Origin of the sequence: Microbacterium sp. NPDC077391 (assembly GCF_040686955.1) — a bacterium.
Classification (GTDB): Bacteria; Actinomycetota; Actinomycetes; order Actinomycetales; family Microbacteriaceae; genus Microbacterium; species Microbacterium commune.
On sequence record NZ_JBFBMI010000001.1, the window covers coordinates 1,112,447 to 1,125,713 of the forward strand.

Sequence of the window (13,267 nt, forward strand, 5' to 3'; positions counted from 1 at the left end):
CATGTCCACCCGCGATTCTCAGCCCGGCACGTCGGGCGCCCAGCCAGACATCGACATCAAGCCCCGCAGCCGCGTCGTCACTGACGGCATCGAGGCGACCACCTCCCGCGGCATGCTCCGCGCCGTGGGCATGGGCGACGCGGACTGGGACAAGCCGCAGATCGGCATCGCGTCGAGCTGGAACGAGATCACGCCCTGCAACCTGAGCCTCGACCGGCTCGCACAGGGCGCCAAGGAGGGCGTGCACTCGGGCGGCGGGTACCCGCTGCAGTTCGGCACGATCTCCGTCTCGGACGGCATCTCGATGGGCCACGAGGGCATGCACTTCTCGCTCGTGTCTCGCGAGGTCATCGCCGACTCGGTGGAGACGGTCATCATGGCCGAGCGTCTCGACGGCACCGTGCTGCTCGCCGGCTGCGACAAGTCGATCCCCGGCATGCTGATGGCCAGCGCCCGCCTCGGTCTGTCGAGCGTGTTCCTGTACGCCGGATCGATCGCCCCGGGCTGGGTGAAGCTCTCGGACGGCACCGAGAAGGACATCACGATCATCGACTCGTTCGAGGGCGTCGGCGCCTGTCGGGCGGGTCGGATGTCGGAAGAGGACCTCAAGCGCATCGAATGCGCGTTCGCCCCCGGCGAGGGCGCGTGCGGCGGCATGTACACGGCCAACACCATGGCATCCGTCGCCGAGGCGCTCGGTCTGAGCCTGCCCGGCTCCGCGGCTCCGCCCGCAGCCGACCGCCGCCGCGACTACTTCGCTCACCGCTCCGGCGAGGCCGTCGTCAACCTGCTGCGCCAGGGCATCACGACGAAGGACATCCTCACCAAGGAGTCGTTCGAGAACGCGATCGCGCTGGCGATGGCCCTCGGCGGGTCGACGAACGTCGTGCTGCACCTGCTCGCGATCGCCAACGAGGCGGGCATCGAGCTGTCGCTGCACGACTTCAACCGCATCGGCAGCCGCACCCCGCACGTGGCCGACATGAAGCCGTTCGGCAAGTACGTGATGAACGACGTCGACCGCCACGGCGGCATCCCGGTCATCATGAAGGCGATGCTCGACGAGGGACTCATCCACGGAGACGCCCTCACGGTGACCGGCAAGACCGTCGCCGAGAACCTGCGCGACCTGAACCCCGATCCGGTCGACGGCGACGTCATCCACACCTTCGACAACCCGATCCACGCTTCCGGCGGCATCACGATCCTGCACGGCTCGCTCGCGCCGGAGGGCGCGGTGGTGAAGTCGGCCGGCTTCGACGCCGACGTGTTCGAGGGCCCCGCACGGGTGTTCGAGCGCGAGCGCGGCGCGATGGACGCGCTGGCCGCGGGAGAGATCAACGCCGGCGATGTGATCGTCATCCGCTACGAGGGACCCAAGGGCGGACCCGGCATGCGCGAGATGCTCGCCATCACCGCGGCCATCAAGGGCGCCGGCCTCGGAAAAGATGTACTACTCTTGACAGACGGACGATTCTCAGGCGGCACAACCGGCCTGTGCATCGGCCACATAGCACCCGAAGCGGTGGACGCTGGTCCCATCGCCTTCGTGCGCGATGGTGATCTGATACGGGTCGATATCGCGGCTCGCTCCCTCGAGCTACTCGTCGAGGAGGCAGAGCTGAGCTCCCGCCGGGAAGGCTGGGAGCCTCTTCCCCCGCGCTATACCCGTGGTGTCCTCGCCAAGTACTCCCGTCTCGTGCGCTCCGCCGCACAGGGCGCGGTGACTGGCTGACCTCTTGACGACACAGATCACCAAGGATGCGAAATGACTCCTGAATCCGCGCCCGCCGTGCCGCGGCCGCCTGCCCGCCCATCAGCCACCCCGGAGATGTCCGGTGCTGAGGCCGTCGTCCGCTCGCTCGAGAAGCTCGGCGTGACCGACGTGTTCGGCATTCCCGGTGGCGCGATCATGCCGGTCTACGACCCGCTCATGGACGCCTCCGGCCTCCGCCATGTGCTCGTGCGCCACGAGCAGGGCGCGGGCCACGCCGCGGAGGGCTACGCCGCGGCCACCGGCAAGGTCGGCGTCTGCATCGCGACCTCCGGCCCCGGCGCGACCAACCTCGTGACCGCGATCGCCGACGCGTACATGGACTCGGTTCCGATGGTCGCGATCACCGGTCAGGTGTTCTCGACCCTGATGGGAACCGACGCGTTCCAGGAAGCCGACATCGTCGGCATCACCATGCCCGTGACCAAGCACTCGTTCCTGGTCAAGAGGGCGGAGGACATCCCCGGCGCCATCGCCGCGGCGTTCGAGGTCGCCTCGACCGGTCGCCCCGGCCCGGTGCTCGTCGACATCACGAAGGACGCGCAGCAGCAGACCGCGCCGTTCGTGTGGCCGCCCCGGATCGACCTGCCCGGCTACCGCCCGGTGACGAAGGCGCACGGCAAGCAGATCCAGGCCGCAGCCACCCTGCTGGCCGAGTCGAAGAAGCCCGTGCTGTACGTCGGCGGCGGTGTGATCCGCGCCCACGCCTCGGCGGAGCTGCTGACCCTCGCCGAGTCGACCGGTGCACCGGTGGTCACGACGCTGATGGCCCGCGGCGCCTTCCCCGACTCGCACCCGCAGCACCTCGGGATGCCGGGCATGCACGGCACCGTCCCCGCGGTGCTCGCCCTGCAGGAATCCGACCTCATCGTCTCGCTCGGCGCGCGCTTCGACGACCGCGTCACCGGCAAGGCGGCGCTCTTCGCGCCGAATGCGAAGGTCGTGCACGTCGACATCGACCCCGCCGAGATCTCGAAGATCCGCACGGCCGACGTGCCGATCGTCGGCGACGTGCGCGATGTGCTCGTCGACCTCGACACCGCGTTCCGCGGTGCGATCGGCAGCGGAACACCGGACACCGAGGAATGGTGGTCGTACCTCGACGGGCTCAAGTCGGAGTTCCCGCTCGGGTACGCCCAGCCGGAGGACGGCCTGATGTCGCCGCAGTACGTCATCCAGCGCATCGGCGAGCTCACCGGTCCCGAGGCGATCTACGCATCCGGAGTCGGACAGCACCAGATGTGGGCCGCGCAGTTCATCAAGTACGAGCGCCCGAATTCGTGGCTGAACTCCGGTGGCGCAGGCACGATGGGCTACTCCGTTCCCGCCGCCATGGGCGCCAAGGTCGCCGAGCCCGATCGCGTGGTCTGGGCGATCGACGGCGACGGATGCTTCCAGATGACCAACCAGGAGCTCGCGACCTGCGTCATCAACAACATCCCGATCAAGGTCGCGATCATCAACAACTCCTCGCTGGGCATGGTGCGCCAGTGGCAGACGCTGTTCTACGAGGGACGCCACTCCAACACCGACCTCAACACGGGCCACGGCACCGTGCGCGTGCCGGACTTCGTCAAGCTCGCCGAGGCGTACGGCTGCCTCGCGCTGCGCGTCGAGAAGGAGGAGGACGTGGATGCCGCCATCCGCACGGCGCTGGAGACCGACGACCGTCCGGTCGTGATCGACTTCGTCGTGAGCGCCGACGCGATGGTGTGGCCGATGGTCCCTCAGGGCGTCAGCAACAGTTACATCCAGTACGCGCGTGAACACGCCCCGGCATTCGACGAGGAGATCTGAGCCATGTCCACACACGTGCTGAGCCTCCTGGTGGAGGACACTCCCGGCATCCTGACCCGCGTCGCGGGCCTGTTCGCCCGCCGCGGCTTCAACATCCACTCCCTCGCCGTCGGCGTGACCGAGGTCGCGGGGATATCCCGCATCACGGTCGTCGTCGATGTCGACGCTCTGCCGCTGGAACAGGTCACCAAGCAGCTGAACAAGCTGATCAACGTGATCAAGATCGTCGAGCTCGAGCCGTCGAGCTCGGTGCAGCGCGAGCACATGCTCATCAAGGTGCGCACCGACAACAACACCCGATCGAACGTGCTCGAGATCGTGAATCTGTTCCGCGCGTCGATCGTGGACTACGCCCCGGATGCCGTGGTCGTCGAGGTCACGGGCGACCAGGGCAAGGTGCAGGCGCTGCTGCGAGCCCTCGAGCCGTTCGGCATCAAGGAGCTCGCCCAGTCGGGCCTGCTCGCCATCGGGCGCGGCGGCAAGAGCATCACCGAGCGCGTCCTGCGCGGCTGACAGACTTTACGAACCACAAGCAAGGAGAAACAACACCGTGAGCACCGAGATCTTCTACGACGCAGACGCTGACCTCTCGATCATCCAGGGCAAGAAGGTCGCGATCGTCGGCTATGGCTCGCAGGGCCACGCCCACGCCATGAACCTTCGCGATTCCGGCGTCGAGGTCACCATCGCCCTCAAGGAGGGCTCGAAGTCGATCGCCAAGGCGGAGGAGGCGGGCTTCCCCGTCAAGAACGTCGCCGACGCAGCCGAGTGGGCCGACGTCATCATGATCCTCGCGCCGGACCAGCACCAGCGCACGATCTACAACGAGTCGATCAAGGACAAGCTGACCGCCGGCAAGGCGCTCGCCTTCGCGCACGGCTTCAACATCCGCTTCGGCTACATCGACGCCCCCGAGGGCGTCGACGTCATCCTCATCGCCCCCAAGGCGCCCGGCCACACCGTTCGTCGCGAGTTCGTCGCCGGCCGTGGCATCCCCGACATCATCGCCGTCGAGCGCGACGCATCGGGCACGGCGTGGAACCTCGCGCTGTCGTACGCCAAGGCCATCGGCGGCACCCGCGCCGGTGTCATCAAGACGACCTTCACCGAAGAGACCGAGACCGACCTGTTCGGCGAGCAGGCCGTGCTCTGCGGTGGCATGAGCCACCTCGTGCAGGCCGGCTTCGAGACGCTCGTCGAGGCGGGCTACCAGCCGCAGATCGCGTACTTCGAGGTGCTGCACGAGCTCAAGCTCATCGTCGACCTGATGTGGGAGGGCGGCATCGCCAAGCAGCGCTGGTCGATCTCCGACACCGCAGAGTTCGGCGACTACGTCTCGGGCCCCCGCGTGATCGACGCCGGTGTCAAGGAGCGCATGCAGGGCGTGCTCGCCGACATCCAGTCGGGCGCGTTCGCGAAGCGCTTCATCGAGGACCAGGACAACGGCGGCGAAGAGTTCCTCGCCCTTCGCGAGAAGGAGCAGGGCCACCCCATCGAGGCGACCGGCAAGGAGCTGCGCTCCCTGTTCGCCTGGAAGTCGCAGGACGAGGACTACGTCGAGGGCAGCGCCGCGCGCTGATCCGATTCTCGGAAGGGAGGCATCCGGTTCGCCGGGTGCCTCCCTTCGTCGTCGGCCTGGCAGATTCCTTCTCCAGACATCCGATGTCTGTGCGAGGATGGACGCATGCGACGGGACTGGTTCACTGAGGCGCGGTTCGGGATGTTCGTGCACTTCGGCATCTACAGCGCCGCCGCCCGGCACGAGTGGGTCCAGAACTACGAACGGCTCACCGACGACGACTATCGGCAGTACTTCGAGCACTTCGAGCCCGACCGGTTCGACGCTCGAGCGCTCGCGCGGCGCGCGAAGGCCACCGGGATGTCGTACGTCGTGCTCACCACGAAGCATCACGACGGATTCTGCCTGTTCGACTCAGCCCTCACCGACTTCACCGCGCAGACCGCGTGCGGTCGAGACCTGGTGCGCGAGTACGTCGATGCGCTGCGCACCGAGGGTCTGCGGGTCGGGCTGTACTACTCGCTGATCGACTGGCATCATCCCGACTTCACCGTCGACTGGAATCACCCGCGCCGTGACGACCCGAACGCCGCAGCGCTGAACGAGGGTCGCGATATGGCCCGCTATCGCGAGTACCTGCACGGCCAGGTGCCAGAGGTGCTGACCGGGTACGGGGCGATCGACTACCTGTTCTTCGACTTCACCTATCCCGACGATCGCGACGGCTGGGCCGGCAAGGGCCCGCAGGACTGGGATGCGGCAGGACTGCTGGAGCTGTGCCGCGATCTCCAGCCCGACATGCTCGTGAACGACAGGCTGGGCATCCCCGCCGATTTCGTGACCCCCGAGCAGTACCAGCCGACATCTCCTCTCGTCGTCGACGGGGTGCCACAGGTGTGGGAGGCCTGCCAGACGCTCAACGGCTCGTGGGGCTATCACCGCGACAACACCGATCAGAAGTCACCGACCCTGCTCGTGCAGATGCTCGCGGACTCCGTGTCGATGGACGGCAACATGCTGCTGAACGTCGGTCCCGACGGGCGCGGCGCACTCGCGCCGCGAGACGAGCGCACGCTCGACGAGATCGGCGAATGGATGCGGCTGCACCGCGACGCGATCGTCGGTGCGGGGCACGCCGGGATCACCCCGCCGCGCGAGGGCGTCTACACCCGCCGCGGGAACCGCCTCTACCTGCACCTGTTCAGCTGGCCGCTCGGCTTCGTGCATCTGCCCGAGCTCGCAGGAAAGGTGACGTACGCTCGCCTGCTCGACGACGGCTCGTGGCTGAGAACGTCGACGGCCGATCCCGACCAGCAAGCCTCGCACATGACGCCGGCCGGCGAGGCGGAGGGGACACTGACCGTGCACCTGCCCGTGCGGCGCCCCGACGTGCTGATGCCCGTGATCGAGCTCACCCTGCGCTGAGCGCAGACTCTTCACGCCGCGGGCAGCTCGAGGGCGTCGAGTGCCAGCCGGGCGCTGGACCCGTCATCCGGCGAGATGCCCCTGCCCGCAGAACTCGCGGGTCGCGAGGCGCGGTGGGCCGACGGCTCGATCGCCGAGTCGGCTCCGCGCGGCGATGGGGCTTCGGTGCTGACCATCCCGGACGCTCTGCGCAGCACGCCGGTCGCGGTGGCGACGATCTCATGAGCTCGCCGGTGGCGCTCGAGATCGCGGTACAGGATGCTGTCGGCGCGCGCGTCGCATTCGACGCCGGCGCCGATCGGGTGGAGCTGTGCCAGGCGCTCTCGAGCACTGGAGGGCTGACACCGTCGGCGGCCACGATCGAGGCGGTGCTCCAGGCCGCTCACACCGGCGCGAGGGTGGCCGTGCTGGTTCGACCCCGGCCGGGCGGTTTCGTCTACGACGCCGATGAGATCGCGCTCGTGGCAGCCGACATCCGAGAGGCGGTCCGACGCGGGGCCGGTGGCGTCGTCGTCGGCGCGCTCACCCCCGCGGGCCGGGTGGACGAGAGCGCGATGCGACGCTGGGTCGACGCGGCAGGTGGCGTCGACGTCGTGTTCCACCGCGCCATCGACGTCATCTCCGAACCCGCCTCGATCATGGACGCTCTCGCTGGTCTCGGCGTGCGCCGAGTGCTCACGAGCGGCGGTGCGGCGCGAAGCATCGACGGCGTCGGGGTGATCGAAGACATCGCCCGTGGCTCGAGGGGACGTGTCGAGGTCATGACCGGCGGGGGAGTGCGACGGCAGGACATCCCGCGTCTGGTGCGTGCGGGCGCTGATGCCGTGCACCTGTCGGCACGGGCATCGTCGTCGGACTCGGCAGCTGCGGGGCCGGGCGGGGGCCTGACGGGCTTCGACGTCACCGACGCGGCGATCGTCGCATCGGCTCGCGCCGCGCTCGACCGCGCCATGGTGGACGTGCCGGGGTGACCCCGACTCAGGCAGCGTCCTCCACGACGATCGGCGCGGTGTCGCCGTCGGCCCACTCGGGCGCCGGCAGAGTCACCGTCTCGCCGGCCTGGATCTGGCGCAGCGCATCGGCGATCTCGTCTGAGTTCGCGGGCACGGGCAGGCCGCACTTCTCCAGCTCGGACGCGAACTTCAGCGTCAGGCGCTGCTTGCCAGCCTCGACGGCCTGAGCGGTCGTGCCGTACCTGATCTCGCTGCCGGTCTGGATGTCGGGAACCTGATCGCACACGTGGAAGACCTTGCCGCCGTCGACCCAGCTGACCACGTCCGCCCCGAGCAGCTGGATCACCGTCGACTGGTCGGCGGTGTACTTCTCCACCGACGGAGGGTTGGCGTCGACCCCGACGACCGCGGCGATGACGGCCATCACGATCCCGACGGCGCCGGCGATGCCCTTCTGCCGTCCGTCCATGTCCTTGTTCAGGAAGATCATCACGATCAGCGGCAGGAACGCCACCACGGCGATGATGGCTCCGAGCTGATTCTGCACGAAGAAGCGCACGGTGTCGGATCGCTCTGCCGGATCCAGACGATTCGCCTTCTTCCAGAGGATCGAGCCCCCGATCGCGAGCGCGGCGATGACCACGAGCATCACGAGCAGAGTGACGAAGGCCCACTGCGGGAACGTCGTCTCGACGCCGTCCGCCACCAGCAGTCCGCTGTCGGGGTCGCGCCTGAGCTCGCCGTCGCCTGTCGTCTCCCGCTGCCTCAGCAGCCAGAAGATCGCGACGGCCTCCGCCGTGATCGCGACCGCCCAGAGCCCCGCGGCGATCAGACGCAGCATCGTCGCTCTCTGCGTGGCCTCGGCCGTCGGGCGCCAGGGGCGCTCGCCCGCATCATGCCCGTCGCGGTCGGTGGGGACCGGTCTGCTGTCGTCTGTCACGTTCGTCCTCCCGGAGGCTGTGAGCTGAGCATAGTGGGAGGGGGATCGGCGTGGGTACGCTGGAGGGATGAACCCGGACCCTGAGGATGACGCTCTCAGCTGGGAGGGCGACGACGCGCTCGAGGCGCGCCGCCCCGACCCGCGCCGTGCACCGAGCGCAGATGTCGCTCACGGTGGACCGGCGGATCGTGAACCAGCAGATGCGCGAGCCGCAGAGGTCGATGACGAGCCGCAGGGGATAGGCACCGCGACGCTCGTGCTGCTCGGCATCTTCGGGGGTGTCTACCTGCTGTACACGATCGGCTGGGCGATCGGGGGAGTGGGGATGCAGGCGAAGGCCATGTTCATGCTGCCCGCCCCCCTCTATCTCGCCAGCATGTGGATCGCCGTGCTGGCTCCCGCGCTGTGGTTCACGGCCACTCTGATGCTGACCCGTGGGGGCAGGGACTGGGTGCGAATCAGCGCGCTGGTGGTCGGTGCGGCTCTTCTCGTGCCGTGGCCCTTCGTCGTCGCCGGGGGAGGGGGAGCGCTGTGAATGAGGACACTCCGACCGCTTCGCGCACCGACTCCCGTCTCGGCAGCGCGGTACGCGGGTTCGCCACCGGCATCCTCGGGCTGGCCCACGCGTTCATCATCTGGAACGCCACCTTCTACCTGATCGAGATGGCTCAGGCGGGCATCAGCGGGTACGGCTGGACCGTGCTCTCGCTGCCGGTGATCGTGCCGATGATCGTGTTCGCGGTCGCGCTGCTGCTCGCTCGCCGACGCACCCTCGGGGTGTTCATCGTCACGCTGCTCGCCGGCCTCGGAGTGAGCGCGGTGTTCTGGCTCGACACGCTGAGCTTCGCACTGCGCAACGGGGCGTCGCTGCTCGGCTGATCGGCCTGTCGACTCGGACCGTCACACGGTGGGGTGCGGTGTCGGCGCTGAGGTAAAGTGTGTCGCGATTGCGTCCCGACGGCGTGCGGCGCATCGGCTGACCATCGCTCGTCCTGCCCCGAAGGATACCTGTGCCGAACAACACCGCCACCAAGCCCGTCGTCCTGCTCGCAGAGGTGCTCTCGCCCGCGACGATCGAGGCGCTGGGACCTGACTTCGACGTGCGCGAGGTCGATGGAACCGATCGTGAGGCGCTGTTCGCGGCTCTCGCCGACGCGGATGCCGTGCTGGTGCGCTCTGCCACCCGCATCGACGCCGAGGCGCTGTCGCACGCGCCCAAGCTGAAGGTCGTCGCCCGAGCCGGCGTCGGGCTCGACAACGTCGACATCAAGGCCGCCACCGCGGCGGGCGTCATGGTCGTCAACGCCCCGACCTCGAACATCGTCTCGGCGGCGGAGCTCACCGTCGGACACATCCTGAGCCTCGCCCGTCGCATCCCCGCCGCGCACGCCTCGCTCTCGAGCGGTGCGTGGAAGCGCAGCTCGTTCACCGGAGCCGAGCTGTTCGAGAAGACGGTCGGCATCATCGGTCTCGGCCGGATCGGCGCGCTCGTCGCCGCGCGCCTGAACGCGTTCGACATGCGCGTCATCGCCTACGACCCGTACGTCACCAGTGCCCGCGCGCAGCAGCTCGGCGTGCAGCTCGTCACGCTCGATGAGCTCGTCGCCGAGTCGGACTTCATCACCATCCACATGCCCAAGACCCCCGAGACGACCGGCATGATCGCGGCCGAGCAGTTCGCCGCGATGAAGCCGACGGCTTTCGTGGTCAACGTGGCGCGCGGCGGGCTGATCGACGAGGCGGACCTGCACGAGGCTCTCGTCGCCGGCGAGATCGCCGGCGCCGGGCTCGACGTGTTCACCTCCGAGCCCCCCGCCGAGGACAGCACCGCCCGCGCGCTGCTCGGCCTGCCCAACGTCGTCGTCACCCCGCACCTCGGCGCGAGCACCGATGAGGCGCAGGAGAAGGCCGGCGTGTCCGTCGCCCGCTCGGTGCGGCTCGCGCTCGGCGGCGACCTCGTGCCCGACGCGGTCAACGTCGCCGGCGGCGTCATCGACCCGTACGTGCGTCCCGGCATCCCGCTCGTCGAGAAGCTCGGTCAGATCTTCTCCGCGCTCGCCCAGGCCCCGCTCACCAGCCTCGACGTCGAGGTGCACGGCGAGCTCAACAACTACGACGTCAGCGTGCTGCGCCTCGCCGCACTCAAGGGCGTCTTCACCAACATCGTCAGCGAGACGGTGTCGTACGTGAATGCACCGCTGCTCGCCGAGCAGCGCGGCGTCACCGTGCGCCTGCTGCAGGACGAGATCAGCGAGGAGTACCGCAACGTCATCACGCTGCGCGGCGCCCTCTCCGACGGTTCGCAGCTGGCCGTGTCGGGTACCCTCACCGGCCCGAAGCAGATCGAGAAGCTCGTGTCGATCAACGAGCACGCGATCGAGCTGCCGATCGAGAAGCACCACGTCGTGATGCTCTACACCGACCGTCCTGGCATCGTCGCGGTCTACGGCCAGAAGTTCGGCGACGCCGGCATCAACATCGCCGGCATGCAGATCGCGCGCGAGGCCGCGGGCGCCCAGGCGCTCAGCGTTCTGACGCTCGACTCGCCGGTCTCGGAGGAGCTGCTCGAGGACGTCAGCGCGGCGATCGATGCCGACCTGTTCCGTCAGATCGAGATCGCCGACGTCTGATCCCGCGGATATGCCGACGCGGGCTCCGTTTCATTCCGGGGCCCGCGTCGTCGCTTCCACCACCAGGGCGATCAGCCGATCGAGAGCGGCGCCGGTCGGTACGAACTCGCTCACCGCGGTCTGGTCGTCGCTCGGCTCGGCCAGTGAGTTGTTGAAGTAGAGACCGTCACTCAGCAGCATGACCATGTCGAGTGCGGTCTCGTCGCGCACATGCGGGCGGATGCCGTCGGCCCACCGCATCCGCACGTCGCGCAGGGCAGCGGATGCCAGGGCGGAGCCGCCCTGCGCGAGCCGGGTGGTCGCGATCAGGGCGCGATCGAGCGCGTCGTCCTCCATGACCGAGGTGCGCACGTAGTACGCGATGGCGCCGTCCTCGGCATCCGACATCCGCTCGAGATCGTCGTCGGTGAGTGCTGCAAGACGGGCGACGAGGCCGGCGGTGAGATCGTCCTTCGACCCGAAGTGATAGAGCAGCCCGCCCTTCGACACCCCGGCCTCCCGCGCGACGGCCTCCAGAGTGGCGGCACGCTCTCCGTCGGCGATGAGGATGCTCTGGTACGCGTCGAGCACGCGTTCGCGAGCGAGCGGGGGACGGGACATCACGTTCTCCAGACGATCGGGGGCATGTGTTACTGTACCATCCGGACGGTTTACAAAGCTCGCCGATCCAGACGCAGAAGAGGTGCACGAATGTCCGTCACGGCCCCGGTCCGGCTGACCCACGAGGATGGCGCGCGCGTCGGCGCGAGAGGGTGGGCCGCGCTGGCCGTCCTCATGCTGCCCGTGCTGCTGGTGTCGGTCGACAACACCGTGCTCAGCTTCGCACTGCCCGAGATATCGCTCGCGCTGCGTCCCTCCGGCGCCGAGCAGCTCTGGGTGATCGACGTCTACTCGCTCGTGCTCGCCGGCCTGCTCGTGACCATGGGGGTGATGGGAGACCGGTTCGGACGGCGGCGGATGCTGTTCATCGGCGCCACCGGTTTCGCCGTCGTCTCCGTGCTGGCAGCCTTCGCGCCGACCGCAGGGCTGCTCATCGCCGCGCGCGCCGCGCTCGGGTTCTTCGGCGCGATGCTCATGCCGTCAACCCTGTCGCTGCTGCGCTCGATCTTCCCCAACCGCGATCAGCGACGCCTCGCGATCGCGATCTGGGCATCCGGGTTCTCGGCCGGATCGGCGCTGGGACCCGTCGTCGGGGGATTCCTGCTCGAGCACTTCGCGTGGGGCTCGGTGTTCCTCATCGCGGTGCCCATGCTCGTCCCGCTGCTCATCGGCGGGTACTGGCTGCTGCCGGAGAGCCGTGATCCCAACCCGGGGCGGATCGACCCCATCGGCATCCTGCTGTCGATGGCAGCCATGCTCCCCGTCGTCTACGCCATCAAATCCTTCGCCGTCGACGGACCTACACTCGGCGCCGCGGCTCTCGTGCTCGTCGGCCTCGCGATGGGGTGGCTGTTCGTGCGCCGTCAGCTGCGCGCCGATATGCCCATGCTCGACATGAGCCTGTTCCGACGCGGCGGCTTCAGTGGTGCGATCCTCGTGAACCTGCTCAGCGTGATCGCCCTGGTCGGGTTCCTCTACTTCGTGCCGCAGCAGCTGCAGCTCGTGCTCGGGCTCTCGCCGATGACCGCCGGGCTCGCGCTGGTGCCAGGCATGGCAGCCATGATCGTCGCCGGGCTCAGCGTGGTGCCGATCTCTCGCCGTGTGCCTCCGCACATCGTCGTGCCCGCGGGTCTGGTGCTGTCGGTCGGCGGATATCTGATCGTCGCGTTCACCGCGCAGTCGAACAGCGTCGCCTGGCTGATCGCCGCCTTCGTCGTGCTGGGCATCGGGATCGGCGCCGCGGAGACCATCTCCAACGAGCTGATCCTCGCGCATGCTCCGGCGGAGAAGGCGGGGGCCGCCAGTGCGGTCTCCGAGACCGCCTACGAGCTCGGCGCCGTGCTCGGCACGGCCGTGCTGGGTGGGATCATCACGGCGTTCTACCGCGGTGCGCTGACGATCCCGAACGGCGTACCCGACGAAGCGGCCGCGCAGGCCCGGGAGACGCTCGCAGGAGCCTATGCGGCGGCGGAGAACCTGCCGGTGGCGCAGGCGGATGCCCTGTGGCGGGCCGCAGCGCACGCCTTCGACTCCGGCATCGTGACGACCTCCCTCATCGGCGCTCTGCTCGTGGCATCCGCCGTCGCCGTCGCCGCCACCACGCTGCGGCCGCCGCGCTGACATCCGGCG

13 protein-coding genes are annotated in these 13,267 nt (G+C 68.7%); 10 read left to right on the forward strand and 3 right to left on the reverse strand.

Features of this window, described 5'->3' with window-relative positions; genetic code table 11:
- The first annotated feature begins 1 nt into the window (after position 1).
- The 5 genes from ilvD (at position 2) to AB0O65_RS05140 (ending at position 6,515) form a co-directional block, all read left to right on the forward strand.
- On the forward strand, positions 2-1,735 hold the full coding sequence (ilvD, locus tag AB0O65_RS05120) for a dihydroxy-acid dehydratase (RefSeq protein WP_071640904.1): 1,734 nt from the start codon (positions 2-4) through the stop codon (positions 1,733-1,735).
- 33 nt (positions 1,736-1,768) lie between these two features.
- Complete coding sequence (locus tag AB0O65_RS05125; protein WP_313480781.1) at positions 1,769-3,571, forward strand: acetolactate synthase large subunit; 1,803 nt, start codon at positions 1,769-1,771, stop codon at positions 3,569-3,571.
- A gap of 3 nt (positions 3,572-3,574) precedes the next feature.
- The gene (gene ilvN, locus AB0O65_RS05130) at positions 3,575-4,084 is read left to right on the forward strand and encodes an acetolactate synthase small subunit (RefSeq protein ID WP_071640900.1); all 510 of its coding nucleotides are present in this window, start codon (positions 3,575-3,577) and stop codon (positions 4,082-4,084) included.
- A gap of 37 nt (positions 4,085-4,121) precedes the next feature.
- Positions 4,122-5,150, forward strand: a complete 1,029-nt coding sequence (gene ilvC / locus AB0O65_RS05135; RefSeq protein ID WP_071640898.1) for a ketol-acid reductoisomerase — start codon at positions 4,122-4,124, stop codon at positions 5,148-5,150.
- A 105-nt stretch (positions 5,151-5,255) separates the two neighbouring features.
- Positions 5,256-6,515 (forward strand): alpha-L-fucosidase, encoded by a 1,260-nt coding sequence (locus AB0O65_RS05140; protein ID WP_363383440.1) that lies wholly within the window; start codon positions 5,256-5,258, stop codon positions 6,513-6,515.
- A gap of 11 nt (positions 6,516-6,526) precedes the next feature.
- On the opposite strand, the gene AB0O65_RS05145 is transcribed toward AB0O65_RS05140, so the two are convergent.
- Entirely contained in the window at positions 6,527-6,691 is a 165-nt protein-coding gene (locus tag AB0O65_RS05145; protein WP_363383442.1) for a hypothetical protein, read from the reverse strand.
- Between the two features lie 45 nt (positions 6,692-6,736).
- Between AB0O65_RS05145 and AB0O65_RS05150 the strand changes: the two genes are divergently transcribed.
- Positions 6,737-7,486, forward strand: coding sequence for a copper homeostasis protein CutC (locus AB0O65_RS05150; protein ID WP_363383444.1), 750 nt, complete (start codon positions 6,737-6,739; stop codon positions 7,484-7,486).
- 7 nt (positions 7,487-7,493) lie between these two features.
- Here the strand turns inward: AB0O65_RS05150 and AB0O65_RS05155 are convergent, their stop codons facing one another.
- A complete protein-coding gene (locus tag AB0O65_RS05155) occupies positions 7,494-8,408 on the reverse strand; it encodes a hypothetical protein (protein ID WP_363383446.1) in 915 nt (304 codons plus the stop codon).
- A gap of 67 nt (positions 8,409-8,475) precedes the next feature.
- On the opposite strand from AB0O65_RS05155, the gene AB0O65_RS05160 reads away from it, so the two are divergent.
- The 3 genes from AB0O65_RS05160 (at position 8,476) to serA (ending at position 11,038) form a co-directional block, all read left to right on the forward strand.
- The gene (locus AB0O65_RS05160) at positions 8,476-8,943 is read left to right on the forward strand and encodes a hypothetical protein (RefSeq protein WP_071640880.1); all 468 of its coding nucleotides are present in this window, start codon (positions 8,476-8,478) and stop codon (positions 8,941-8,943) included.
- Positions 8,940-9,287, forward strand: coding sequence for a hypothetical protein (locus AB0O65_RS05165; RefSeq protein WP_071640878.1), 348 nt, complete (start codon positions 8,940-8,942; stop codon positions 9,285-9,287). Before AB0O65_RS05160 ends, AB0O65_RS05165 begins: the two co-directional genes overlap by 4 nt.
- 131 nt (positions 9,288-9,418) lie before the next feature.
- Positions 9,419-11,038: a phosphoglycerate dehydrogenase gene (gene serA, locus AB0O65_RS05170; RefSeq protein WP_071640876.1), complete on the forward strand. Its 1,620-nt coding sequence runs from the start codon at positions 9,419-9,421 to the stop codon at positions 11,036-11,038.
- Positions 11,039-11,068: 30 nt separating this feature from the next.
- On the opposite strand, the gene AB0O65_RS05175 is transcribed toward serA, so the two are convergent.
- Positions 11,069-11,638, reverse strand: coding sequence for a helix-turn-helix domain-containing protein (locus tag AB0O65_RS05175; RefSeq protein WP_363383449.1), 570 nt, complete (start codon positions 11,636-11,638; stop codon positions 11,069-11,071).
- 90 nt (positions 11,639-11,728) lie between these two features.
- Between AB0O65_RS05175 and AB0O65_RS05180 the strand changes: the two genes are divergently transcribed.
- Entirely contained in the window at positions 11,729-13,258 is a 1,530-nt protein-coding gene (locus AB0O65_RS05180; RefSeq protein WP_363383451.1) for an MFS transporter, read from the forward strand.
- Positions 13,259-13,267 lie beyond the last annotated feature (9 nt).

Coding starts and splice junctions, on each gene's coding strand:
- AB0O65_RS05175 (WP_363383449.1), bottom strand. CDS start 11,638: ATGTCCCGTCCCCCGCTCGCTCGCGAACGCGTGCTCGACGCGTACCAG.
- ilvN (WP_071640900.1), top strand. CDS start 3,575: ATGTCCACACACGTGCTGAGCCTCCTGGTGGAGGACACTCCCGGCATC.
- AB0O65_RS05160 (WP_071640880.1), top strand. CDS start 8,476: ATGAACCCGGACCCTGAGGATGACGCTCTCAGCTGGGAGGGCGACGAC.
- AB0O65_RS05125 (WP_313480781.1), top strand. CDS start 1,769: ATGACTCCTGAATCCGCGCCCGCCGTGCCGCGGCCGCCTGCCCGCCCA.
- ilvD (WP_071640904.1), top strand. CDS start 2: ATGTCCACCCGCGATTCTCAGCCCGGCACGTCGGGCGCCCAGCCAGAC.
- AB0O65_RS05145 (WP_363383442.1), bottom strand. CDS start 6,691: ATGGTCAGCACCGAAGCCCCATCGCCGCGCGGAGCCGACTCGGCGATC.
- AB0O65_RS05140 (WP_363383440.1), top strand. CDS start 5,256: ATGCGACGGGACTGGTTCACTGAGGCGCGGTTCGGGATGTTCGTGCAC.
- AB0O65_RS05150 (WP_363383444.1), top strand. CDS start 6,737: ATGAGCTCGCCGGTGGCGCTCGAGATCGCGGTACAGGATGCTGTCGGC.
- AB0O65_RS05180 (WP_363383451.1), top strand. CDS start 11,729: ATGTCCGTCACGGCCCCGGTCCGGCTGACCCACGAGGATGGCGCGCGC.